Source organism: Patiriisocius hiemis (genome assembly GCF_031846325.1).
Lineage (GTDB): Bacteria > Bacteroidota > Bacteroidia > Flavobacteriales > Flavobacteriaceae > Patiriisocius_A > Patiriisocius_A hiemis.
Map to the genome: position 1 here is coordinate 102956 of NZ_JAVRHZ010000001.1, position 24771 is coordinate 127726.

Consider the following 24771-nt stretch of genomic DNA (forward strand, 5'->3'; position numbering starts at 1 on the left):
TTACTCTTTTTCAGTTTCTTCTCCTAGGTGTGCATAGAATGTATCTAATGCTAAAAACAATGAAAAACTATTATCTTGATGTACTTTTCCAACATTTTTATAGTAGGAGGCTAGCATATTTTCTCTAGAAATACTCCCTTTTTGATACACTTTAGTGATTAATGCTTTTAACGGAAAGTCATCTATATCCTTAGTAATACATTTTAAGAAAGAAGACTCTAAGTTAGGGATGGTTTCTCCATCTCTAATAGTCCAAATTTCTGGATGCTTTTTTAACTCTCTTGCTAATTTTTTGGAATGCTCTGAAGCTACTAAATTATACGAAGCATTATTCCCAATTAAACTATTTACATATTTTGTAAACCCGTTGTGGTAGTAAGGTAAACTACCTTTTTCGTAACCTTGATTGTTGTAATAAGAAGCTACGTCTTCTTTAAAACTATAAAATGCTTCTTTAACCAATACAGTATCTATTTGTTTACAATATACTACCCTTGGTTGGTCTTGATATTTATGAGTTACTTTTTTTGATTGCTGTCCACAGGATGCTAGCAATACGGTACAAGTTAATACAATATAAAATAGTAGATTATTTTTCATTTTCAAGTCTTTCTTTTTCTAGGTTTTCAGATAGTCTTTTTTCTATAATTGGCTCTAAGAGCGTTTTTCTGGGTTTTGTTTTAACAAAAGGATAGAGCTCTAAATTCTCTTTCATTTTGTCTTCAAGGTTGGGTTGAAGATTTGTCCCTAATAACTTTAATTTTCCTTCGTCAAATAGACTTTGTTCTTTTTGAGCGCTTTCTTTTATTTTTTTCTGAATAGTTCCCTCTTTTAGTTGAGATAGAAAACCTCCATTTCTTTCAATATCTTTAAAAAGAGTCAATGCTTTTTCGGCTAATTCTTGGGTTAATGCTTCAATATAATAGCTGCCATCTGAAGCATTGCTAACGGTGTCAAAGTAGCTTTCAGCTTTCAATATTAATAATTGGTTTCTTGAAATACGCTCGCCAAATTTATTACTCTTGTGGTATATGGCATCATACGGTAAATTTGCTACTGTATCTGCACCACCCAGTACTGCACTCATACACTCTGTAGTAGTACGTAACATATTCACATTATAATCGTAAAGTGTTTTATTTCTTTTTGATGGAACAGCTAGTATATGGCAATTCACATTACATTTATACAAATCTGCAATAGTTGCATGTAGTAACCTGAGTGCACGTATTTTTGCGATTTCAAAGAAGTAGTTAGATCCTACTGAAACTGTAAACGTAAAATTTATTTCTTTGTTAGTTTCAGAAAAATGATTTAAATATTCGTTAGCATGTGCTATACCATACGCTAGTTGCTGGACGCAGTTTGCACCCGCATTTTGATACGTAGCTGTATTTACTCCAATACTGTTTATAACCGAACTATTTTGAACTAAATTCTCAAGAATTTGATGGTCCTTCTCTAGTGAGTGAAACCAATTTCCGTCTTTAGTTAGATTTCCAATTAAATCAATACCATAATAAATGGTTGCTTTTTTTTCTGAAAAAAAAGCAATGAGTTCGTTGTAAAACTCTTGAGATAAAAATGAAAATTTGCAATAAATGGCAACTTTATCAAAAGGGAAATTTTTGAAAACTGCAGGAATATCAAATAGTTCCTCTGCAATAATTATTATGGCTTCTGCACCTTTATCAATTGCATTTAGCGCTATCCCATTAACAATCACTTCGTCATCTACATAAATGCTTTGGGCTATGTTCCAATTACTGGGTTGACCGGGAATAGGGTTAAACGAATTCTCAAAATCATCTTGATGATAAAAAGGCTTTACATTTATTCCTTCTAAAGATTGCCAAACCAGCGTATCGTTATAGTCTGCCCCTTTAAGGTCAACTTGTATTTTTTGTTTCCATTGTTTTGCAGAAACGCTATCAAAATCTTTCCACAAATTATTCATTCTTATTCTTGTTTTTTAAGCTGTCTTCGTGTTCTATAATATAAATATCTTCGTTTTCTTTTTTGAGATAATACTTTTCTCTTGCAAATTTTTCTACCTCATTACTATCCTTCATTTTATTTATAAAGGCTTTATCTTTTTCAATTTCCTTTTTGTAATATTCTTTATTTTCTTCTAGTGCATTAATGTCATTATCTAGTTCTCTATGAATTAAATAAGAATTAGTATCAAAAAAAAGCATCCATACTATAAAAAGAATTATTATGATAGCATAGGTGCTTGCTAAAATTTTAAACCACTTTTTATTTTTAATTTCTGAAAACTTCATCTTATATCTCTCTAGAATTTGCTAGTTTTTCATTTACAATAGTGCGTATTACATCTACAGCAACTGTATTGTATCTATTAGTTGGAATAATAATATCTGCAAACTCCTTAGTAGGTTCTATAAATTGATTATGCATAGGCTTTAATGTAGTTTGATAGCGCGCTAAGACTTCGTCAAGATCCCTGCCTCGTTCAGCAATATCTCGCTTTAATCTGCGTATTAAACGCTCATCACTATCTGCATGCACAAAAATTTTAATATCAAACAGATCTCTAATTTCTGGATGGGTTAAAATTAAAATACCTTCTACTATTATTACCTTTCTTGGATGTGTTGTTTTTGTTTCTCCAGTTCTGTTGTGTTCTACAAAAGAATAAACGGGTTGCTCAATAGGTTTGTTGTTTCTAAGCTCTTCAAGATGAGAGACTAATAAATCAAAATCTATAGAATTAGGATGGTCAAAATTAATTTTAACACGTTCTTCGTAGCTTAAATGTGATGTGTCTTTATAATACGAGTCTTGAGAAATTACGCAGACCTCATCTGCTGGTAATTCTGCTACAATTTGATCTACAACAGTAGTTTTACCACATCCCGTTCCTCCTGCAATTCCTATTATGAGCATAGTTTGGAAATTTACACAAAGGTAGGAAATTAGTTAAGGAGTAGGAAAGGACTTTTTTAAGGTTTTTTAACGCTAAAATTATTTAGAGACTTTAGCAACTTCTTCTTCTGTAACCATTACTTTTTGGGTGTTTCCCCAGCTATTCATGCTATAGTTTAGCACATCTGCGATTTCTTTATCGCTTAGTCCCATAGGAGTCATAATCCCGTTATATGTTACTCCATTTACTTTGATTTCTCCTTTTTGTCCATACTTAACCGCATGGATGCTTTCGGTTCTTTTTTCGGTTAACCAATTTGATCCTGCAAGAGGAGGGAAGTTTCCAGGAACTCCTTTTCCAGTAGGTAAATGACATTGCACACAAAAATCTTTATAAACAACAGCACCGCGTTCTATGCTTTTTTCAAGTGGAGTTTGTTTAACAGAGGTGTTTACTGTGTTTTGCCCAATTTTTATGGTTTCTTTTTCTTCTTTTTTTGAATTGTTACACGCAAGTAGGGTTATTGCTACAAGTACTATGATGCTCTTTTTCATGTTTATTCTAATTTGGAACTATTTTTACAATACCTTGACCTTCAATTCCTATGTAAATATACCCATCAGGGCCTTGTTTTACATTACGAACCCTTCCAACATCTTCGGCTATTTTTTGACGGTCAATTACTTTATTTCCTTCTAGTTTTACTAGTTCAACATAGTTAAATTTTAAAGAGCCAACTAGTAAATGGTTTTTCCAGTCTGGATACTTATTTCCTGTTACAAAGGTCATTCCGCAGGGAGCAATAGAAGGTGTCCAGTAGTAAACAGGCTGCTCCATTCCTTCTTTTTTAGTGATTTCAGTAAACTTACTACCACTATAATTAATACCATACGAAATTACCGGCCATCCATAGTTAATTCCTTTTTTAACAATATTTATTTCATCACCGCCTTTTGGTCCGTGTTCATGAATCCAGATTTCACCTGTTTGTGGGTGTTTGTCCATTCCTTGTGGGTTTCTATTTCCGTAGGTGTAAATTGCTGTTTTAGCATCTTTAACATCCACAAAAGGGTTGTCCTCTGGAATACGACCATCATCATACAAACGATAAATTTTACCACCATCCCTGGTAATGTCTTGAGGATTTACATCACGAGCACCTCGCTCTCCAATAGAGAAATATAGATAACCGTCATTGTCAAACTCGATTCTAGAGCCAAAATGTTGACCTCTAGTTGTATTAGGAGTTGCTTTATACAATTGTTCAATATCTACAAGCGAATTATCTTGTAATTTGCATCTAATTAAAGCTGTATTCCCTCCAGACCCTTCGCCTTCACTAGAAGCGTATGTTATATAGAGCCAACCATTATTTTTATAGTCTGGGTGTACTTCAATATCAAGCAATCCACCTTGACCACGATTATATACCTCTGGAACATTGGCAATATTTGTTTTGGTTCCATTTTTAAAATGAATGAGCTCGCCGCTTTTTTCTGTAATAAGTATACTGCCATCTGGCAGCCATGTCATCCCCCAAGGATTGCTTAAATCTTCGACAACAGTTTCTATACTATAGTCTCTGGTTTCGGTATTGAGAGCGACATCCTTTTTCTTTTGTGGCGCATTACAAGAAAAGAGAAGCGTAATTAATGCAAGCAGATATAAAGATTTCATCGTACTGTTTTAATTTTAAAATTACAAAAAAGAGTAGGGAGTAGGAAGGCTTTTATAATGTTTTAACTAACTTTTATTCTATACGTGGTAATGTGCTTTAGGTTTAGAAGATGTGAGTTTAATTTAATATCATGTGCTTTGTAAAAGATAAGTTGTGTGTTTAAGCAACCAAATCACAGAAAAATACTAGAGTAATTTACAAAGTAATTGTTATCTGCTTTTATTCTTCCTTTTTTATAGTTGGAGTTAATTTTTTTAAAGGTCGTTTTAATTTTTGATACTTCTCAGGCATTTGAAGAAAAGGTTCAATTGTAAAACTAAATTTACTCTCACCGTTAAAAACCCAATAGTTTCCTTTTAAACTCCCGTCACTAGTTTTTGTGTTATGTTGTGGAATATGATTAATCGAAAATTGATTTTTATTTTCATTATACCAAATCCCTAAGTTTCTTAAATCTTCTTCTTTTGAATAACTTAGAATTAAATGCGGTTTAATTGTGTTTTTTATAGATGTATAGTCAAAACTCTTAACAGGAAAACTATCTAGCTCTTTAGACCAAGTTGTGTTTCCTTTTTTTAAATCAAGCAATTTATTCCATTGGTCTAAGACTAATAGGCTATCTTTTTCTGTTTGTATAATTGAAAATAGGTCTTCTTGAATAATTTCAATTTCTTTATTCTCAGGGTAAATTGTAATGGTCGTTTTATCAGCGGCAATTTTACCGTCTTCAATTCCAAAAAAGGAAGTTAGAGCAAAGAATATTATTTTTATTTGTTCCATCTGTCACTATATCAATTAAGTTTTTTACTGCTTGCAGTTAACAGTTAACAGTTAACAGTTAACAGTTAAGACTAAGAGTAACTGCATTGCTTATAGCCATTGTTGGGTGTAATTTTTATTCGGCCATCCTATTTTTCAAATCCATTCTTTCGTGTAATATTCTTATAAGTTCAATTCGATTATTTGATGTTTGCTGGTAAAATATTATATGTTTTCCAGATTTGAGTCCAAGTAGAGTTTCACTAATTTCGATATATTCTTTTCCTATATCCGGATTATCTCCAATTCCGTTACAAGCCATTTTAACTGTAGCATAATACTTGTCGGCTTGTTTTTCAGACCACTTTTCGAAAGTGTAGTCCCAAATGCTATTTAAGTCTTCAATGGCTTTTTGTCTTAATATAACTTTAGCCATTCTTTCTTTTATCAGCTTTTAGTCTTTTCAGATTTTCATCAAAATCAAAATCCTCAACTACCGGGCTATTCAATCCTTCCTGAATAGCATTCCGTAATGCGATTGCTTTACTTTCTTCGTTTTCCAAAAGTCGTAGTCCTGCTCTTATTACTTCACTAACGTTTTTATAACGTCCAGCTGAAACTTGAGTACTTACAAATTGGTCAAAATAGTTTCCGAGTGATATGGATGTATTCTTCATTTTTAAATTTTAATCAAATTTACCAAAAATTGGTAAAATTTCCAAAACCAGCTCATTTTTCAAATTCTACACAACTACGGTCTTGTGTATGATTTACTTCGTCAGTTCGAGGCATTTGCCTCTCGTGTCGTTGCGTGTTTTAGCAACTAATTCAGTAAAAAAAAACCGAATAGAAAGTCCGCTAGGGCTTACCTAAGTAGGCTAGGGCTAGCAATGAATTATACACGTTGTTACAACTGGCAATTTATTCAAGTGGAGATTCAGTTTTAGTTTGATTGTTTATAATAGGTTTTATCCTCATAATAATCCAATAACCAATTATTAATCCAATAAAGGAAAATATCAAATCATTCTTATCAAACACATTATTTCCACCTAAATTATGGATTTTCAATTCTTGTGTTGAGACATATATTCCCGTTAATACCAACGCAATTATGTAAATAAATTTTGATTTTAATTGATGTTTAACTTTCAGTTTATCGTTAATTATCAATCCAATTCCGGTTAAGGTTAGCGTTCCAATTATAGCTTCAAAAAAATTTGGTATTGAGAGTAATATTAATTTAAAAAATTCAGGTGATTCACTTTCCAAAATACTTGGTCTAATGTATTTTAAAAGAATAAAAATTGGAATTATTATTAGTTCAACACGAGCTAATTTCATTATATCCTTCATTTTTTCGTTCATCAAATTCTCTGCTTCTTGCTAACGGTCTTGTATATGAAAAGTAGCGGATTTTTAGTACTAACTCTTCTGTTTATAACTGGCTTCTAATTTATTTTGTTTAAGCGTCTAAATCGCTATTTTTTATATACGTTGTTGTAAGCTAGCTTTTTTTTAATTCGTATATTTTAATACTGTTATTCCGCATTCATAAGCTTTAGCATTTCTCAACTTCAATTCAGTTTTATAATTAGTTTTCTGAAATATTGGCATTCCGTTACCTAATATCGAAGGGTTAATGAAAAAATAATATTCATCAATCAAATTTTCTTTTATTAGAGATGAAACAAATTCTCCACCACCATAAGCTATGATGTCATTTCCTGTTGAGGATTTTAATTCTCGTATCTTATCTGCTAAATCTCCCTTTTCCAATAAGGTATTTTCCCATTCCGTGTTTTCAAGTGTTTTTGTAAAAACTATCTTCTTTGAACTATTAATTTTATTAGCACCTTCTAAATCTTTGTTAGATTTCCAATGTGTAATAAATCCTTCAGCAAGTTTTCGTCCTAATACAATAGTGTCAGTCGATTCTGTTATTTCTTTGACGAAGTTCTTTAGTTCTTCATCCCAATTCCAAATCATCCAGTCCATTTCTCCGTTTGGACCAGAAATGAATCCGTCAATTGAGAGTTGAATTTGAAGTTTTAATTTTCTCATTTTACTATTTTTATTTTGTGTACGATGCTTTTTTCAGCTTGCACACAACGGTTTTGTATAACGTTTGTGGCGGTTTTGCGGCTTCAGATTCGGAAGCTGGTTGCCAAAGGCAAGCAAGCAGCAGCGGAGCTGCGTGAGAATCAGAAGTTACGGCAAAGCCCTTTACTTATACGTTCCGATAAAGGTATGTTTTTTTTGTTGGATTTAATTTCAAGCTAGCATCAAGGCTAGCCATAAGGCGTTATGCGTTGTTGTACAACGTTTTTTTACGTTTTGTTTAATTCGCTTATCAACATCACATTGTGACCTCAACCCCTCGTTTCCATTACATTCCTCTCAATATCGAAATTTTTTAATGTTGACAACTGTGAATAACTCAAAAATGAGTGCCTTGGTTTATTGTGTATCTTTGTAACAAAGCCTTAACTCAAAAAGATTTTTTGCTGTTAAGTGTTCTTAAAGTTCTTTAGAATATTTATTGAAAATTATATCTCTGTAGAAGTATTAACTTAAAACTAAAACTATGAAGCAATAGGTGAAAACTCTCGACCTATCAACTGAGAGATTAATAAATACTCAATTTAAATGAGTAAAATTAGTAGAAGGCGCCCATGGTGGGAAGTCTATAAAAAACAGATAAAACTTGTCATTGAGGTGGCAGTAAGCTTTATCAAAACTATTTTATTATAGTCAAAACCCTCCTGACCAAAGTGGCAGGTAGTATTTTTTTAATCAGAGGAGTAATTTGTCAGAGAGTTGCTCCTCTAAATTTAAATACAGATTTGTTTTGACAAGACAAATATACTATACAAAAAGGTACCAATAATAATAAACCTTGTTAAAATTCTCATTGAGATGTTAATGACCAATAAAATATAGAACTTACTATGAACGATGATGAACTATCATTTGAAGCTATTCATAGAAAATTTATAGAACAAACTACTGACTAATCTGATAAAGTTAAGAATAAAATAAAACAGTGCTATTCTGAGTTAAAAGATTCTGTAGAACATCCTTTTCAATTCTATTTATTTTTGTTCTTCTTCACTCATCTTTTTATTATATGTTGTACAACACGTTATATAAACATATATTGTAGCGTTATCCTGTAACCATAACCGGATAACGCTATATATTTACTCTTTTATTGGCTCTCCATATTTACCCATATAACGTCTCCAGAGTTCGGTTTGGTGCGTTTCTAGTGAGATGTTTCTCCCGTCTATAAACGCATGGATTAATTGGTTACCTCGCATGTCTAGTGCATCTCCTTTGCTTACAAAAAGGGTTGCGCTTTTGCCTATGGCTAGGGTTCCATAATCTGCATCTATGCCTAAAATCTTGGCAGTATTTCCTGTTATTAATTGTAACGCTTTTTCTTTATCAAGTCCTTGCCCAACCACTTGTCCAGCATAAAAGGGTAAATTTCTAGTCTGAAAGTTAGAAGCATCTGCATTTTGTAATCCTACTAATAAACCGCCATCTACCAATAGCTTAGGTAATTTGTAATTAAAATCATAGTCTTCATCATCTTGAGATGGAGTACTGTGGGTGTGTTTTACTAATACAGGAACATTGTGTTGTTTTAAAAACGGGATTATTTTATTGGCTTGATATCCACCTACAATAACAACAGCTTGTACGCCACTTTCTTTAACAGTAGTAACAGCATCTATCATTTCTTTTTCACCATCGGCATAGATGTATAGTTTTTTACTACCATTAAAAAGCCCTTGCATTGCTTTAAAGCCTTCATTAGTAGTTGTGTTATTTGTAGTTGTATATGCTTTGCTATTTACTATATAGTTTTTAATGCTTTCTACCTGTTCGTTATAATTTTTGTTTGGTTGCCATGCGCGAGGCTCTCCTAACCACCACCTACCTCTACGGTAGCTGTTGGGCCAATTTAAATGAATGCCATCGTCAACTTTTACAGCGGCGTCTTCCCAATTCCAAGCATCAAATTGTACAATGCTGGAGCTACCAGAAATTCGACCTCCTTGAGGAGTAATTTGCCCTAATAATACTCCGTTAGGGCGCATAGACTCTACAACTTTACTTTCGGCATTATACGCAATTAAGCTACGTACACTTGGAATAAAATCTCCTAGCTCGTCTTGGTCATTAGTGGCACGAACCGAATTAATTTCTATAAGACCTAATGATTTTGCAGGTGCTATTATTCCCGGATATATATGTTTGCCAGATACATTAATTACTTTTCCTTTTGTAGCAGTTTGTGCGCCACCTATAGCTGTGATTTTTCCATCCTCAAAAACCAATGTGCAGTTTTCAATTACAGTTCCATCTCCTATGTGTGCTGTGGCTCCTTGTAGAGTGATTGCTTCAGTTTGTTTAGAAGCAGGGGTTTGCTGTGCAAGTAATTGTAAACTTATAAACAAGCAAAGCAGTAGTGGTATATTTTTATATAATTTCATAACAATTAGTGTATAGTTTCACATTCAAAATGAATATCTGAATTTCTTTTTGGCGCACGGGTTTTACCGCCACCATTTTTTTCTGAAAGCATTAGACTTGTAAGCTCATTTCGTTCTTTTTTGATAGCAGCTCTTTGCTGTTTGTCTTTTTCTAAATCAAAATAAAAAGCACCTTCAATCATAGTCTTTTCTGCTTTTGCATAAATAGACATGGGATGGTTATTCCACAGTACTAAATCTGCATCTTTTCCTTTCTTGATACTTCCTACGCGGTCGTCTATATGTAGTAATTTTGCAGGATTAATAGTTACTGTTTTCCAGGCTTCTTCTTCGCTCATTCCGCCATATTTTATTGTTTTTCCAGCTTCTTGATTTAAACGCCTAGACATTTCTCTATCATCACTATTAATCGCAACAGTTACACCTTGACTAGCCATAATAGCTGCGTTATATGGGATGGCATCGTTTACTTCATATTTGTATGCCCACCAATCACTAAAGGTAGAACCACCAACACCGTGTTTTGCCATTTTATCGGCTACTTTATAACCTTCTAAAATATGGGTAAAGGTGTTTACTTTAAAGTTAAAACGCTCTGCAACCTTCATCAACATATTAATCTCACTTTGTACATAAGAGTGACAACTTATAAATCTGTCACCGTTTAGTATTTCAACCAAAACTTCCATTTCTTCATCCCATCGGTAGTTGCCTGTTTTCTTTTGAGCTTCATACTCTTTGGCTCTATTAAAATAGTTTACATACAATTGCTCCACACCCATACGTGTTTGCGGAAAACGATTAAAACTCTGCCAGTTTGATTGTTTTACATTTTCACCTAGAGCAAACTTTATAAATTTAGGACTGTTGTCATAAATTAGTCCATCTGCATCTTCACTCCATTTAAGTTTTATTATTGCCGAACGTCCTCCAATTGGATTGGCAGAACCATGTAAAATTTGAATACTTGTAACACCTCCAGCAAGATTCCTGTAAATATTAATGTCTTCTGGATCTACTACATCCTCGATGGTTACTTCTGCCGAAGAGTTATGCCCAGCTTCGTTTATAGAGAGCGCTGCAATGTGCGAATGCTCGTCTATCACACCAGCTGTTAAGTGCTTTCCTGTAGCGTCTATAACCGTTGCTCCTCCTGCAGAAAGGTTACTTCCTATTCTTTCAATTTTACCATTTTTAACGAGTACATCGGTATTTTCTAGTACTCCTTGGTCTTCACTAGTCCAGACTGTAGCATTTTTAAACAAAATGTTTTGTTGTTTAGGTTTAGTAGCGTATCCGTATCCTACGTTAGGATAGGTAACAGGCATTACTTTTGGTGCCTCACTATCTTTTTTCTTTTTTTCTTCTGAAGAAAAATCACCTGTTTTCTTGGCTGTAAAGTTGGATTCTGTTCCGTTAGGTAATAATAACTTTCCTGAAATTACATCACTATCTGAAACTACGCGTCCAGTTGCTCTTAAGTTTTCAGTTTTATCTTCATCCGAAAATGAAATGATTACCCAATCCTCTTTATAATTTATTTTTGAAGGATATTTAATAGAATCTATTTTTATCTCAATTTTTGGGCTTCCTACCTTACCTGAAAGTTGCATCTCATAGTTTTTTCCTCCAGCTTGTAAGGTGTATTCCCCACGGATATCTTTTATATCCATTGAGTTAACTATATTTTTTTGTCCTTGTACCCAATTTTCATAAATCGTAGTGCCCTCTTCAAAGAGCTCATTAGAAGTGATTAAAAAATTGGCGTAACGTCCTTTTTGCAGAGTGCCTATTTCATTACTTTTTCCAAGCAATTGTGCTGGGATAGTTGTTAAAGCTGCAAGTGCTTTAGTTTTATCAAAACCATACTCAAAAGCCTTCTCTAATTTTTTCGAAAACTCTTCTGGCTTTTTTAAACTATGTGTGGTAAGTGCAAACGTAATCCCATTATCTGAAAGCATTTTAGGATTCATAGGAGCTTGGTTCCATTCTCTCATATCTTCAATGGAGAGATAACCGGCCATATACGGGTCGCTTACTTCAAAAGCAGCCGGAAAATTAATAGGTATAATATAACTTGCGTTTGTTTTCTTTATGCTCTCAATCGCTTCATACTCATCTCCACCACCAACAATTACGTAGTTAACGCCGTACTTATCTCCAATTTTATCTGCTCTTACATTATTTCCTTTATTTCCTGCTTCAAAAAAGGAAACTAAGTTTTTTGAGTCATTAAAGGCTTCGATTGAGCGGTCTTTTGTGGTAGCATTACCTTTTGCATACCAATCTGCATCCGAATAAAACTGACGAAGTAATGCGGTAGCTCCCATTAACGAAGTAGGGTAGGACTGCCTACTTGCTACACTTTTTGAAAAAGAAAAAAACTGTCCAGAGGCGTCTTCTATAATTCTATTTGCATCACCTTCATCATCATTAAGCGCAACAAGAACACCAGTCCCTCTAGCAATACCATCCATAATATGGCTGTTTACTACGCCAAAACCAAGGGTACGCATTTTGGCAGCAAGTTTACTATCATACTTAAATTTTGAAATTGCATTATTTTCTGGCATGATGTGATCGTTCCAGTAAAACCCCTCTCTAGAGGCTTCATATTGTGGGGATCTACCTTGTCCACTTGCACGTTTTGGTTTGTTAACACCAAAGCTGGTGTAGGCATCTATAAAAGAAGGGTAAATATGTTTCCCCTCAAGGTTAATAGTTACCGTGTTCTGCGGAATAGTAACCGATTTTCCAACACTCACCACTTTCCCATTTTGAATGAGAAGTGTCCCATTGTTGATAGTTTCGGTAGGAGTGACGTGGATAGTTGCGTTTGTAAATGCGGTGTAGTTGGTGTTTTTTTCTTTTATCCCATCATTTTTAGGGAAGTAGTCTTGCCCAAAAGCTAAGAGTCCACAAAAGAAAAACACTAATAGTAGTGTATTTTTTTTCATTTAGATTGATATTTATTTTATGTAGTCTTTAAAGATACATAGCCAAGCTTACTTTAGAAATAGAAATAGAGTTCTTTTAACAATTATTTAAGAGTGAGTGAGAAGTAAATAGTGAGTAAGAATTCTTACTTAAATCCTTATTTTATTTTCAAATTAGCTTCTAATTAGAATGGTTTATCCTCAAAATAATTTACTACAAGGGCTACCATATAACTATAACTCATAATTCCTTTAGATTGATTGTTAGCTTTTAAAAATTGATCCCAAAAAGCTTTAGAAATATTCTCAAACGGATTAGAATACGACTGCCAGAACTCACGCATTTCACGATAGCTTTCTAAAATTCCAAAGTTTACGGTTGGAAGTATTTCATGGTATAAGTCAATATCCCTACGAGCAATCTCATTAATGCAGTATCTTAATGCAAAAATATATCCTGAGTATTGAATATAGGAGTCCGGGTTATGTAACGTAGCTAGTGTGGCAATAAAATTGGCTTCGTTCTCTGCTGCATAGCCAATTTGGTGCGCTTGCTCATGACAACTTACCACAGGAAACTTATAGCTTTTAATAAGCCCATTAACTTGAGCTTCTCCAGAAAAAGGATTGTAATACCCACTATATCCCATATAAGTTAGACCTAAACTCCAAGTACTTTTTTTAATACTTTTAGGAGAGTAAGCTAATTCTGGAAATTCTTTTTCTAAGTTTTTATATCCCTCAATAGACTTTTCAAAAACTTCTTGTTGCGTGTAGGGTAAGTCTATTTTTACACTATCTGCGTAGCCCAATTGTCTATGCATTTCATTTGCTTTTGCAATAAGTCTGTGAGTTGTTCCAACCAACTGTTCTGTAGTGTAATCCCTCTCAAGCTCTAATGTTTTATGTAATGGTTCTCTGTAGTAGTTGAGCCCCCATAGCATAGTAAACATAAAATAAACTACAGAAACATTTGCTGCCATTGAAACTAATACCCAAAGTGGCTCGGTTTTAAACCTCGAAAAATTTTTTATAAACCATCTAATAACCATTATCCCAATTAGCAAATAAAAAATATCTCCTACTGAAAAGGGTATCCACCCAAATAGTATCCTAGAAATTTTTGAAATTATGGGGAACAGCCCTTGACTATATAAATTTTCTACTACCGAAGGGAAAAACTGTAAAACCTTTAAAAATATAAATTGTATGGGTAGCAAAATAGCTACGATGAGCTGGGTTTTTTTATTCATGTTTTGAAGAATAGAGTACACTAATCTTTTATAAAAATAGTAAAACCTTGTAACTTTACATTTTAATAAAATATCTATTTATGAACGAAGCAGTTAGAAGTCTAGAACCTAAAGAAGTATGGAATAAATTTGCAGATTTAAATGCAGTACCACGACCTTCTAAAAAAGAAGAACGTGTAATTGCGTTTATGAAAGACTTTGGTAAAAACCTTAACCTTGAAACAATTGAAGATGCTGTTGGGAACGTAATTATAAGAAAACCTGCTACCCCAGGAATGGAAGATAGAAAACCTATTGTAATGCAATCGCATTTGGATATGGTACATCAAAAAAATAACGATACTGTTTTTGATTTTGAAACGCAAGGAATCGATATGTATGTAGATGGTGACTGGGTGCGAGCAAAAGGAACAACTCTTGGTGCCGATAATGGCCTTGGTGTGGCTACAATTATGGCTATTTTAGAAAGTAAGACAATTGCGCATCCCTACCTAGAGGCCTTATTTACAATTGATGAAGAGACTGGAATGACAGGCGCTATGGGACTGAAAGGTGGGCTGCTTAAAGGTGATATTCTTTTAAATCTTGATACCGAAGAAGATGATGAAATAGGAGTTGGTTGTGCAGGTGGTGTAGATGTTACTGCAAAAAAGAATTACAGAGAGATGGATATTCCTGATGACGCAGAGCTTTTGACAATTACTGTAAAGGGATTGCAAGGAGGGCATAGCGGAATGGATATTATTAAAGGTTTAGGAAATGCCAATAAGATAATGAATAGGTTGTTGCATACAGCACACTCACTTATTCATATAGTAAGTATCCAAGGTGGGAGTTTGCGTAATGCTATCCCAAGAGAAAGTGTTGCTACTGTAGCAATACCTACTATAAATATGGAAGCTTTTACTTCAGAATTCCAAAAGGTAAAGCAAGAAATTATTACAGAGTTTACCTTACTTGAACCAGAACTAAATATTAGCGTAGCAAAAAGTACAGAGCAAGCTACAAAAGCAATGACTCAAAAGGAACAATCTATACTTATTAATACTTTGTATGGAATACACAATGGAGTGTATAGAATGAGTCCAGCCATTAAAGATTTGGTAGAAACTTCAAATAACATTGCAAAAGTAACAGTTAAAGATGCTTCTATAAAGATAGAGTGCTTAACCCGTTCATCTGTAGAGTCTTCCAAAGAAAATCTTGCAAATACATTACAAGCTGTATTTGAATTAGGAGGATTTGAAGTAACTTTCTCAGGAGCGTACCCTGGTTGGGCACCTAATATGGATAGCCCCATATTAAAAGTTCTTGATAGTCTATATGAAAAATTGAATGGAGAAAAAGCACATGTAGCTGCCTGCCATGCAGGATTAGAATGTGGAATTTTAGGACAAAATTATCCAGAGATGGATATGATTTCGTTTGGACCTACCATAAAAGGAGCGCATTCTCCAGATGAGCGAGCTAGTATTTCTTCAACAAAAAAATATTGGGAGTTTGTAATCGAGATTTTAAAGAACATCCCTAAGAAGTAACCTAGCGATGGTGGTAGGGTTCGTTTTTTAGTATTGTAAAACCTCTATATAATTGCTCCACAAAAAAGGGGCGTACCATCTGGTGAGAAAAAGTCATAGCAGATAGTGCAATTTTTCCATTTGCACGTTTATAGATGGCATCATCAAACCCATATGGCCCTCCAATAATAAAAACTAAGTTCTTTAATCCGCTATTCATTTTTTTTTGTAGAAAGTTACTGAAACCTTCAGAGGTATAATTTTTTCCTTTTTCATCGAGAAGTATTACAACATCACTTTTCAAAATTTTTGAAAGTAACGCATCACCCTCTGCCTTTTTTTGTTGGGCTTCAGACAGATTTTTAACTTTTTTGATATCTGGTATAATCTCAAAAGAAAAGGAAGTATAGTGTTGTAGCCTATCTACATACTTTTGAGTAAGTATTGTAAGGGTGGTGTCATCTGTTTTACCAATAGCGTAGAGGGTGATTTTCATAATTCAAAGATAGTAGAAGTTTAAAATACATAGCCTGCATTCTTATTACTGCACTAGTTTTTATAACTTAGCTTAAAAATAGCTTTTATGATTTCAGAAAAGAAATTTCAAAAAGAAATAGACCTAATTATTGCAAATGCCATTAGAGAAGATATTGGCGATGGAGACCACAGCTCGTTAGCTTGTATTCCAGAAGACGCCGTTGGTAAAGCAAAATTACTAGTAAAAGATGATGGGATTATTGCAGGAATAGATTTTGCAAAACAAGTGTTTGATTATGTAGATACAGGTCTAGAAATTGATGTAAAACTAGAAGATGGGACACCAGTTAAGTATGGCGATATAGCTTTTTATGTATCTGGGAGTTCACAGTCCATTTTAAAAGCTGAGCGTTTGGTGCTTAATGCAATGCAACGTATGAGTGCTATTGCTACTAAAACCAACACGTTTGTAAAAGAACTTGAAGGAACTAAAACAAAAATTTTAGACACTCGGAAAACTACTCCTGGAATTCGTGCACTAGAGAAATGGGCAGTTAAAATAGGCGGAGGTGAAAACCATAGATTTGCTTTATATGATATGATTATGCTTAAAGATAACCACATTGATTTTTGTGGTGGTATCACTAAAGCTATACAACAAACACAGAAATATCTTAAGGAACAAAGCCTTGGACTTAAAATAATTGTGGAAGCTAGAAATCTTAATGAAATTAAAGAGATATTAGAAAATGATGGAGTGTATAGAATTCTAATAGATAACTTTAATTATGAGGATACCAAAAAAGCAGTCGCTCTTATTGGTAATAAATGTCTTACTGAGTCTAGCGGAGGTATTACATTAGATACCGCAGCAAAGTATGCTGCATGTGGTGTAGATTACATAAGTAGTGGTGCCTTAACACATTCGGTTTATAATATGGACTTGAGTCTCAAAGCTGTTTAATGTCTAAAAGTGATACAACAGGAAAAATTTCATTACTTATAAAACGAATAATTCGTTTTGGAACTTCTGTTTTTAATTTTTTTGCGGGAATTTGTAAAAAAATAATCATTCCGGGTACTAATGGGTTGTCACTTTACGACCTATTGGAGATATATGGTACAGGAATTTTAAAGGGTACTTTTTCTTCTAGAGCAAGTTCTATTGCCTATAGTTTTTTTATGGCGCTTTTTCCTTTTCTACTCTTTATACTTTATTTAATACCGTACGTAGAATATTTTGTTGAAGGGTTTTCAACTCGTTTTATTGTTTTTATTGAAGGATTATTACCTGCGCAAACATCAGAATATTTCTACCCTATTATTGCAGATATTGCTGTAAATCAGCGTGGAGGAGGACTTCTTTCTTTTGTATTTATTTTTGCATTGTTTCTAGCTGCAAATGGTGTTAATGCAATCTTTAGTGCTTTTGAATACTCTTTTCACGTTACTATTAATCGTAATTTTTTTAGACAGTATTTAGTTGCTATCATAGTCTCAATCTTTTTGGCATTGTTGTTGCTTACTACGGTTGGATTGATATTGTATGGAGAATACATTATTATCACATTGAAGGGTAGATCTTATATTGAAAATGATTTATTTTGGATTTCTGTGCTTCAATTTGCGGTCTTTATCATCATGATTTATATTATAATTGCAACCTTGTATTACTATGGAACAAAAGAGGGTAAAGAGTCTCGATTTTTTTCAGTTGGGGCTTTACTAACCACACTATTGTTTATACTAACCACATACTTATTTGGAATTTATATTGATAATTTTTCAAATTATAATGAGTTATATGGTTCTATTGGGGCACTTTTAATCATGATGTTATATATTTGGATAAATTCAAATTTATTGTTGTTAGGATTTGAGCTCAATGTTTCCTTACAACGATTAAAGTTGAGAAACAATAATAAACACTAATTTAATTTTTAAAAAGATGAGAAAAGTAATTTTTACACTTGCATTGATTTTTACAGCGTCACTTACTGTATCTGCTCAGGACGTTATGGGAAAATGGAAAACAATAGATGATGAAACTGGTGAAGCAAAATCAATTGTCGAGATCTATCAAAGAGATGGGAAAGTTTATGGCAAAGTAGTTGAAATTTTAAATAAAGATCGACAAGATGCAAAATGTGAAGACTGTGAAGGAGAAGATAAGGATAAGCCTGTTTTAGGTCTTGAAATTATTAAAGGATTAGAAAAAGATGATGATGAGTATAATGGAGGTAAAATATTAGATCCTCAAAACGGAAAACTATACAAGTGTTACATTACCTTAGAAGAAGATGATAAATTAAAGGTACGTGGTTATATAGGATTTTCATTAATAGGTAGAACTCAATACTGGTACAGAGTTAAATAATATTTGTTTATAACTAAACACTAAGACCGTTTCTTTTGAATACGGTCTTTTTTATTTTTAAACAAAAAACATAATTTATCTATTATATAGACGTCATACTACCTATCCCTTTAAAACAGGCCTTTACTTACCAAGTAAATAAGGATGAGGCATTGTTCTTAAAAAAAGGGATGCGTGTGGCTGTTCCCTTTGGAAAATCTAAAGTATATACGGGTATTGTTTATGAAATTTATAACAATAGAGAGCCTGGTTATGAAACTAAGCCTATAGACCAAATACTAGATGAAACTCTTGTTATTACCAATATACAATTTAAACATTGGGAATGGATAGCGTCTTATTACCTATGTACCTTAGGTGAAGTTATTAGAGCTGCATTACCGAGTGCTTTTTTGTTAGAAAGTGAAACTATTATTTCTCTTACCAAAAAGGAAGTTGATGACGAGTCTATCTTTAGTGACGATGAATTTCTGGTTTTTGAAGCATTGCAACATCAATCTAGCCTCCATATTAATGATATACGCTCCATTTTAGATAAGAAAAATGTTGTAAAAGTAATTCAGAGTTTATTAGAGAAAGGTGTAATTGAAGTACAAGAGGAAGTATATGACCAGTATACTCCGAAAATGAAACGCTATGTGAAACTTGTAAGTAGTTATGCTGAAGAAGAAAAACTCAAAGAATTACTAGATAGTTTAACAAGAGCACCAAAACAACGAGAAGTGCTTATGAATCTTTTTGTGCTTTCTTCAAAAGAAAAAAACGTTGGAACTATACAACTTCAAAAAAAGAGTAATACCACAGCTTCAGTAATTAAAACATTGCTAGATAAGGGCATACTAGAAGAATATTACATTCAGAAAGATAGAGTAGTGTATGAAGGAGCCGATGGTGAAGCAATAAAAGAACTTTCAAAAGCACAAGAAAAGGCATATTCAGAAATAAAAACCGCGTTTAACGAACAAGATGTCGTATTACTTCACGGAGTAACATCTAGTGGTAAAACTGAAATTTATGTACGATTAATCGATGAGATACTCAAAACGGGTAAGCAAGTGCTATATATGCTTCCAGAAATTGCATTAACTACACAGCTTATAACACGATTGCAATATTATTTTGCAGATAAAGTAGCTGTGTATCATTCTAAATATTCGGTTAATGAGCGTGTTGAGGTTTGGAACAACGTACTTCAAAATAAACCTAAAGCGCAAATAGTAATTGGAGCTAGATCTTCTTTGTTTTTGCCTTTTTCAGACCTAGGATTGATATTAGTTGATGAAGAACACGAAACATCTTTTAAGCAATACAATCCCTCACCACGTTATCATGGAAGAGATGCAGCGTTGGTATTAGCAAACCTACACAATGCTAAAACGTTATTGGGTTCTGCTACGCCATCTTTAGAGAGCTATTATAATACAGAAAATGGAAAGTATGGATTGGTAACTTTAAAAGAGCGCTACGGAAAAGTTTTAATGCCTGAAATTGAATTGGTAGATATTAAAGAAGCGCATCGTAAAAAGAAGATGAAAGGCCATTTTAGTGAGCGATTATTAGAAGAAATTAATGAAGCTATAAAAAATAAAGAGCAAGTTATTCTGTTTCAAAACAGGAGAGGGTTTTCTCCTGTTGTAGAATGTACAACGTGTGGAGTTTCTCCTCAATGCCCTAACTGTGACGTAAGTTTAACGTATCATCAATATAGAAAAGAGATGCGCTGCCATTACTGTGGGTACCATACACAAATGTTAGCAGCTTGTTTTGCATGCGGAAGTGAAACTCTGGATACAAAAGGTTTTGGTACTGAACAAATTGAAACCGAATTGAAAACATTATTTCCAAACCATGTAGTTGCCAGAATGGATCAAGATACCACCAAAGGGAAACATGCCTATGGTAAATTAATTGAACGTTTAGAAAATGAAGAGATTTCAATTTTAGTTGGAACACAGATGCTCGCAAAAGGATTAGATTTTAGAAAGGTAAGTCTTGTAGGGGTAATGAATGCAGATAACTTGCTTAATTTTCCAGATTTTAGAGCGCATGAGCGCAGTTTTCAGCTATTACAGCAGGTTTCTGGTAGAGCAGGAAGAACTAAAAAACGCGGCAAAGTTTTAATTCAAACATACAACCCTTATCATCAAATCTTGCAACAAGTAAGTACTAATGATTTTGAAGGTATGTACAAGCAGCAATTAGAGGACAGATATCAATTTAAGTATCCTCCTTTTTATAGAACTATACGTATTACTTGTAGAGATAGGAACTATGATAAAATGCGAAAAGCAGCTACTTGGTTTGCTAGCGCATTACAACTTAAATTAGGAGAAAATGTATTAGGCCCAGAAGCACCTCCCGTAGGAAGGGTTAGAAATCTATTTATTACAAACATTTTAATAAAGATACCTAAGAAACAGTCAATTTCGGGTACAAAAACGGTTATTGAAAAAGTATCAAGAAGTTTTGCGGTAATTAAAGATTTTTCTTCGGTAAAAATTACAATAGATATAGATAATTACTAGCTACGCATATTAGCAGCAAGTGCTTCAACAAGTTGTGTTTTTCTATTTCTACTTAATGGCAGTTGTTCATCATCTTCAAGTTCGATAAACTTACTGTTGTATTTTTCAACCTTGTCAAGATTAATGATGTACGATTTGTGAATTCGTAAAAATCTATTTTCAGGAAGTAGTTTTTCAAAAGCTTTCATTGTAGAAAGTACTACTAGAGCATCGTGTTCTGTAACAAGTTTCACATAATCACCAAGAGCTTCGATGTAGCGTAATTCGTTTAAAAATACTTTACGCTTTTTAAGATTACTCTTTACAAAGATGAAATCTTCATCATCAAATCCATCATCATTTTTAAGACGATAGTTTGTTATTGCTTTGTGTACTGCATTTAAGAAACGTTCTTTAGATATAGGTTTTCTTAAATAATCTACAGCATCATAATTAAATGCTTTAAAGGCATATTTTGTTTTACCTGTTACAAATATAATTTGCGGCTTGTGTGTGAGATCATCTAGTAAGTCAAATCCAGAAAGAATTGGCATTTCAATGTCTAAAAAGATTAAATCAACAGCTGTATTCATTAATCCCATCTTTGCCTCAATGGCATTATTATACTCTGCAACTAAATTGAGAGATGGATGATTCTCAATTAATTTTATTATCGAAAGTCGCTGCAAGGTAGAGTCATCTACAATTGCACATTTTAAGATTGATTTATCCACGAGTAACTTGGTTATTGTTAAACAATATTAAGTAAATAATCGATGAATTACAACTTATTTTAACTTTTAGGGTCTAATATCTAAAAGTTTAACGTTTTTGAGTATTAAAATATCGATAAAACTAAACGTTTTTCTTTTCCAAAAATGTTTGTTTATAGTAAGAAATATAGTATTTTTGCACGCTCTTGGCAAGGTGCTAAGAGTATTTTAAACAATTATAATCGATTTTTATGAATCATTACGAAACTGTTTTCATCTTAAATCCCGTTTTATCTGAAGATCAGATAAAGGAAACAGTAAAGAAGTTTGAAGATATACTTACTTCTAATGGAGCTAAGATGATTTCCAAAGAAAATTGGGGGCTTAAAAAATTAGCATATCCAATTCACAACAAAAAAAGTGGTTTTTACCATTTGTTTGAGTACACCGTAAATGGTGAAGTTATTAATGAGCTTGAATTAACTTTTAGAAGAGACGAGCGTGTAATGCGTTACTTAACTGTTTCTTTAGACAAGCATGCAATTGCTTGGGCTGAAAAAAGAAGAGAGCGTAACAAAAAACAAAAAGCGTAAATCATGGCAACATTACAACAACAAGCAAAAGGAAAAAAGGATGGAGAGATTAGATATCTTACTCCTTTAAATATAGAGACTTCAAAAGCAAAGAAGTACTGTCGTTTTAAGAAATCTGGTATTAAGTATATAGATTACAAAGATCCAGATTGGTTACTATCTTTTGTAAACGAACAAGGTAAAATCTTACCAAGAAGATTAACAGGAACTTCTTTAAAGTACCAACGTAAAGTAGCTGTTGCTATTAAAAGAGCACGTCACTTAGCTTTAATGCCATACGTTACAGATTTATTAAAATAAAAGCAGATAGGATATGGAACTTATATTAAAGAAAGACGTAGAAAATTTAGGTTTTACAGATGACGTTGTTACTGTAAAAAATGGATACGGAAGAAACTTTTTGATCCCTCAAGGGTATGCTACCCTTGCTACTCCTTCTGCAAAGAAAGTACTTGCAGAAACTTTAAAGCAACGTGCATTTAAAGAAAAGAAAGTTATAGAAGATGCTCAAAAGCTAGCAGATAAATTAGCTACTATTTTAGAGCTTAAAATAACTGCAAAAACTGGAGAGAAAGATAAATTATTTGGTTCGGTAAGTAATGCAGACTTAGCAGACGCACTTGAAAAAGAAGGCGTTTCTATTGAGAAAAAATTTATCTCAATTGCTGGTGGACTTATTAAAAGAACTGGACAATACGAAGCAACTATTCGTTTTCACAGAGATGTGATTTCAAACTTTACGTTTGACGTAGTTGCTGAAGCAAAATAATTTTGCAACACATAATTTTAAAGACCTTTCTGAAAATGAAAGGTCTTTTTGTTTAGTATAAAATTTTGATAAATAGAATAGTATGAAATACGCTAGATTAACAAAAGAACAATTTGAAGAATTGCACCAAGAATTCATTAATTTTCTAGCAACACAATCTATTACTGCTCAAGAATGGGAAAATATAAAAACCAAGCAACCTGAAGTTGCAGAAGAGGAGCTAGATGTTTTTAGTGATTTAGTATGGGAAGGAGTCTTGAAAAAAGCAAAGTACCTTGAAAATATTGCGCCACAACAAATGTTCTTATTTAAGTTAGAAGATGTAAATATGTCTTTGATTGGTATAAAAGTGCTTGACCCTACTAAAAATATTAATACTAAAGAAGGCTATCGTTGGTTACAACAAAATTATATGACAGATAATGTGGAGTTTGTTACAGGAACTAAAAAATATAGCAACGACCCCCAAAAAGATATATTTAATTTAATTCAGCAAGGAGCCAGTATTACTAAAGGAGAACTTTATATTTTTTTTGATAAGTTAATTAATAGCTAATTATTCATATCGTAAACTCTCAATTGGATCTAGTTTTGCCGCTTTTGTAGCTGGATACGCACCAGCAATAACAGCTACTATAAATGTAATTATAGTTGCCCAAATCATAGGTGCCCAGGGTAATGAAAAGTCAAAGTTAAATATAGCTGCAAATGCTACTCCGGTAAGTACTCCTAGAAGTATTCCTAAAATACTTCCAAATTGCCCAATTACAATAGTCTCCATAAAAAACTGAGTAGAAATTGTAGAGCGCTTAGCACCTAATGCTTTTCTAACGCCAATCTCTCGAGTTCGTTCTGTTACAGATACCAGCATAATATTCATAAGTGCTATAGAAGAACCCAATATTGTGATAATACTTATTATCCAAGCAGCAACTTCAAGAACACCAGTAATACTTGTAATTCGGTTTATTAAATCTTCACTTCGTTCTATTCCAAAGTTATTTTCTTCAATTGGACTCAGGCCTCTAATATTTCTAAAAGTAATAATAGCTTCATCTTGAGCTGTTTGTAAGTATTGTTTGTCATCTACTTTAATACTAATAGTGTAGTTAATGTTTGGAGAAGTATACATTCCCCTAGCTACTTGAATAGGGATTAGTACTTTTAAATCTTGATTATTCCCAAAGGTAGATCCTTTAGACTCTAACACACCTACCACCTTAAATTTTACGCCACGTATGCTAAGTGTTTTGCCTACTGGGTTTACATCTTTAAAAAGCCCTTTTGTAAAGTCAGACCCAATTAAACATACCTTATTATTGTTCTTTATATCAAAGTAAGTAAACGCTCTTCCAGATTCAACTTCGGTACCTGTGTTTTGTAAATAGTTTTCATTTACGCCATACACTTGTATTTCAGGATCTGTTTTTTCGTTTTCAAATTTTACTTCAGCATTGCTTGTGCATCTAAATGAAACACTTGTGTAAGTGCCAGGAAATTCATACGTGTCCTCAAACTCCCTAATATTGTTGTAACTTATAATAGGATTTATTTTTTCACGTTCTCCGCCACCGCCTCTTTGTACGTTAAATTCATATCGTTGAATATTAAAGGTGTTAGCTCCCATTGAGGAAAAGTTAGTAGAGATTGTATTTTCTAAAGCTTTTACAGCACTCAAAATACCTACAAGTGCCCAAATACCAATTCCAATAATAACAACAGTTAAAATGGTTCTAAGTAATTGACTTCTAATAGAATCTAGTGCAATGCGAACATTCTCTCTAAAAAGTGAAAACATAG

General features: G+C 33.2%; 26 protein-coding genes. 9 read left to right on the forward strand and 17 right to left on the reverse strand.

Translation table 11 applies throughout. The features are described 5' to 3' along the window. The 14 genes from RM538_RS00470 to RM538_RS00535 all read right to left on the reverse strand — a co-directional run bounded on the left by RM538_RS00470 (position 1) and on the right by RM538_RS00535 (position 14021). On the reverse strand, positions 1–600 hold the full coding sequence (locus tag RM538_RS00470) for a hypothetical protein (protein ID WP_311331425.1): 600 nt from the start codon (positions 598–600) through the stop codon (positions 1–3). Then, positions 590–1957 (reverse strand): methylmalonyl-CoA mutase subunit beta, encoded by a 1368-nt coding sequence (locus RM538_RS00475; RefSeq protein WP_311331426.1) that lies wholly within the window; start codon positions 1955–1957, stop codon positions 590–592. Before RM538_RS00475 ends, RM538_RS00470 begins: the two co-directional genes overlap by 11 nt. Then, positions 1950–2285 (reverse strand): FtsB family cell division protein, encoded by a 336-nt coding sequence (locus RM538_RS00480; RefSeq protein ID WP_311331427.1) that lies wholly within the window; start codon positions 2283–2285, stop codon positions 1950–1952. The genes RM538_RS00475 and RM538_RS00480 overlap by 8 nt, the downstream gene beginning before the upstream one ends. 1 nt (position 2286) lies before the next feature. After that, positions 2287–2910, reverse strand: coding sequence for a uridine kinase (gene udk / locus RM538_RS00485; RefSeq protein ID WP_311331428.1), 624 nt, complete (start codon positions 2908–2910; stop codon positions 2287–2289). Positions 2911–2988: 78 nt separating this feature from the next. Further along, positions 2989–3444, reverse strand: coding sequence for a c-type cytochrome (locus RM538_RS00490; RefSeq protein WP_311331429.1), 456 nt, complete (start codon positions 3442–3444; stop codon positions 2989–2991). 7 nt (positions 3445–3451) lie between these two features. Next, a complete protein-coding gene (locus tag RM538_RS00495) occupies positions 3452–4567 on the reverse strand; it encodes a PQQ-dependent sugar dehydrogenase (protein WP_311331430.1) in 1116 nt (371 codons plus the stop codon). Positions 4568–4787: 220 nt separating this feature from the next. Beyond that, positions 4788–5348 carry a hypothetical protein gene (locus tag RM538_RS00500; protein WP_311331431.1) on the reverse strand — a complete coding sequence of 187 codons (561 nt, stop codon included), beginning with the start codon at positions 5346–5348 and terminating at the stop codon, positions 4788–4790. A gap of 115 nt (positions 5349–5463) precedes the next feature. Continuing rightward, complete coding sequence (locus tag RM538_RS00505; RefSeq protein ID WP_311331432.1) at positions 5464–5763, reverse strand: type II toxin-antitoxin system RelE/ParE family toxin; 300 nt, start codon at positions 5761–5763, stop codon at positions 5464–5466. After that, complete coding sequence (locus RM538_RS00510; protein WP_311331433.1) at positions 5756–6004, reverse strand: type II toxin-antitoxin system ParD family antitoxin; 249 nt, start codon at positions 6002–6004, stop codon at positions 5756–5758. The genes RM538_RS00505 and RM538_RS00510 overlap by 8 nt, the downstream gene beginning before the upstream one ends. A gap of 244 nt (positions 6005–6248) precedes the next feature. After that, entirely contained in the window at positions 6249–6683 is a 435-nt protein-coding gene (locus RM538_RS00515; RefSeq protein ID WP_311331434.1) for a hypothetical protein, read from the reverse strand. Between the two features lie 162 nt (positions 6684–6845). Beyond that, on the reverse strand, positions 6846–7391 hold the full coding sequence (locus tag RM538_RS00520) for a dihydrofolate reductase family protein (protein WP_311331435.1): 546 nt from the start codon (positions 7389–7391) through the stop codon (positions 6846–6848). A gap of 1139 nt (positions 7392–8530) precedes the next feature. After that, complete coding sequence (locus RM538_RS00525; RefSeq protein ID WP_311331436.1) at positions 8531–9832, reverse strand: amidohydrolase family protein; 1302 nt, start codon at positions 9830–9832, stop codon at positions 8531–8533. A gap of 5 nt (positions 9833–9837) precedes the next feature. After that, positions 9838–12789, reverse strand: coding sequence for an amidohydrolase family protein (locus tag RM538_RS00530; RefSeq protein WP_311331437.1), 2952 nt, complete (start codon positions 12787–12789; stop codon positions 9838–9840). Between the two features lie 164 nt (positions 12790–12953). Continuing rightward, positions 12954–14021 (reverse strand): DUF3810 domain-containing protein, encoded by a 1068-nt coding sequence (locus tag RM538_RS00535; protein WP_311331438.1) that lies wholly within the window; start codon positions 14019–14021, stop codon positions 12954–12956. Positions 14022–14101: 80 nt separating this feature from the next. Here RM538_RS00535 and RM538_RS00540 point away from each other — a divergent pair, with 80 nt between their 5' ends. Beyond that, positions 14102–15559, forward strand: a complete 1458-nt coding sequence (locus RM538_RS00540; protein ID WP_311331439.1) for an aminoacyl-histidine dipeptidase — start codon at positions 14102–14104, stop codon at positions 15557–15559. A 1-nt stretch (position 15560) separates the two neighbouring features. On the opposite strand, the gene rlmH is transcribed toward RM538_RS00540, so the two are convergent. Then, positions 15561–16034, reverse strand: coding sequence for a 23S rRNA (pseudouridine(1915)-N(3))-methyltransferase RlmH (gene rlmH, locus RM538_RS00545; RefSeq protein ID WP_311331440.1), 474 nt, complete (start codon positions 16032–16034; stop codon positions 15561–15563). Between the two features lie 87 nt (positions 16035–16121). On the opposite strand from rlmH, the gene nadC reads away from it, so the two are divergent. From nadC to priA, 4 genes are all read left to right on the forward strand, one after another. Further along, on the forward strand, positions 16122–16979 hold the full coding sequence (nadC, locus tag RM538_RS00550; RefSeq protein ID WP_311331441.1) for a carboxylating nicotinate-nucleotide diphosphorylase: 858 nt from the start codon (positions 16122–16124) through the stop codon (positions 16977–16979). Continuing rightward, positions 16979–17947 carry a YihY/virulence factor BrkB family protein gene (locus RM538_RS00555; protein WP_311331442.1) on the forward strand — a complete coding sequence of 323 codons (969 nt, stop codon included), beginning with the start codon at positions 16979–16981 and terminating at the stop codon, positions 17945–17947. The genes nadC and RM538_RS00555 overlap by 1 nt, the downstream gene beginning before the upstream one ends. 16 nt (positions 17948–17963) lie before the next feature. After that, the gene (locus RM538_RS00560) at positions 17964–18392 is read left to right on the forward strand and encodes a DUF2147 domain-containing protein (protein WP_311331443.1); all 429 of its coding nucleotides are present in this window, start codon (positions 17964–17966) and stop codon (positions 18390–18392) included. 77 nt (positions 18393–18469) lie between these two features. Then, positions 18470–20917 (forward strand): replication restart helicase PriA, encoded by a 2448-nt coding sequence (gene priA, locus RM538_RS00565; protein ID WP_311332150.1) that lies wholly within the window; start codon positions 18470–18472, stop codon positions 20915–20917. Here priA and RM538_RS00570 read toward each other — a convergent pair. Continuing rightward, positions 20914–21630, reverse strand: coding sequence for a LytR/AlgR family response regulator transcription factor (locus tag RM538_RS00570; RefSeq protein ID WP_311331444.1), 717 nt, complete (start codon positions 21628–21630; stop codon positions 20914–20916). The two genes, priA and RM538_RS00570, sit on opposite strands and share 4 nt — an antisense overlap. Before the next feature lie 230 nt (positions 21631–21860). On the opposite strand from RM538_RS00570, the gene rpsF reads away from it, so the two are divergent. The 4 genes from rpsF to RM538_RS00590 all read left to right on the forward strand — a co-directional run bounded on the left by rpsF (position 21861) and on the right by RM538_RS00590 (position 23527). Beyond that, a complete protein-coding gene (rpsF, locus tag RM538_RS00575) occupies positions 21861–22202 on the forward strand; it encodes a 30S ribosomal protein S6 (protein WP_311331445.1) in 342 nt (113 codons plus the stop codon). Positions 22203–22205: 3 nt separating this feature from the next. After that, positions 22206–22502 (forward strand): 30S ribosomal protein S18, encoded by a 297-nt coding sequence (rpsR, locus tag RM538_RS00580; protein ID WP_311331446.1) that lies wholly within the window; start codon positions 22206–22208, stop codon positions 22500–22502. Positions 22503–22515: 13 nt separating this feature from the next. After that, the gene (rplI, locus tag RM538_RS00585; protein WP_311331447.1) at positions 22516–22971 is read left to right on the forward strand and encodes a 50S ribosomal protein L9; all 456 of its coding nucleotides are present in this window, start codon (positions 22516–22518) and stop codon (positions 22969–22971) included. 82 nt (positions 22972–23053) lie between these two features. Next, positions 23054–23527, forward strand: coding sequence for a DUF6495 family protein (locus RM538_RS00590; protein ID WP_311331448.1), 474 nt, complete (start codon positions 23054–23056; stop codon positions 23525–23527). Here RM538_RS00590 and RM538_RS00595 read toward each other — a convergent pair whose 3' ends face one another. Next, positions 23528–24769, reverse strand: coding sequence for an ABC transporter permease (locus tag RM538_RS00595; RefSeq protein ID WP_311331449.1), 1242 nt, complete (start codon positions 24767–24769; stop codon positions 23528–23530). Positions 24770–24771 lie beyond the last annotated feature (2 nt).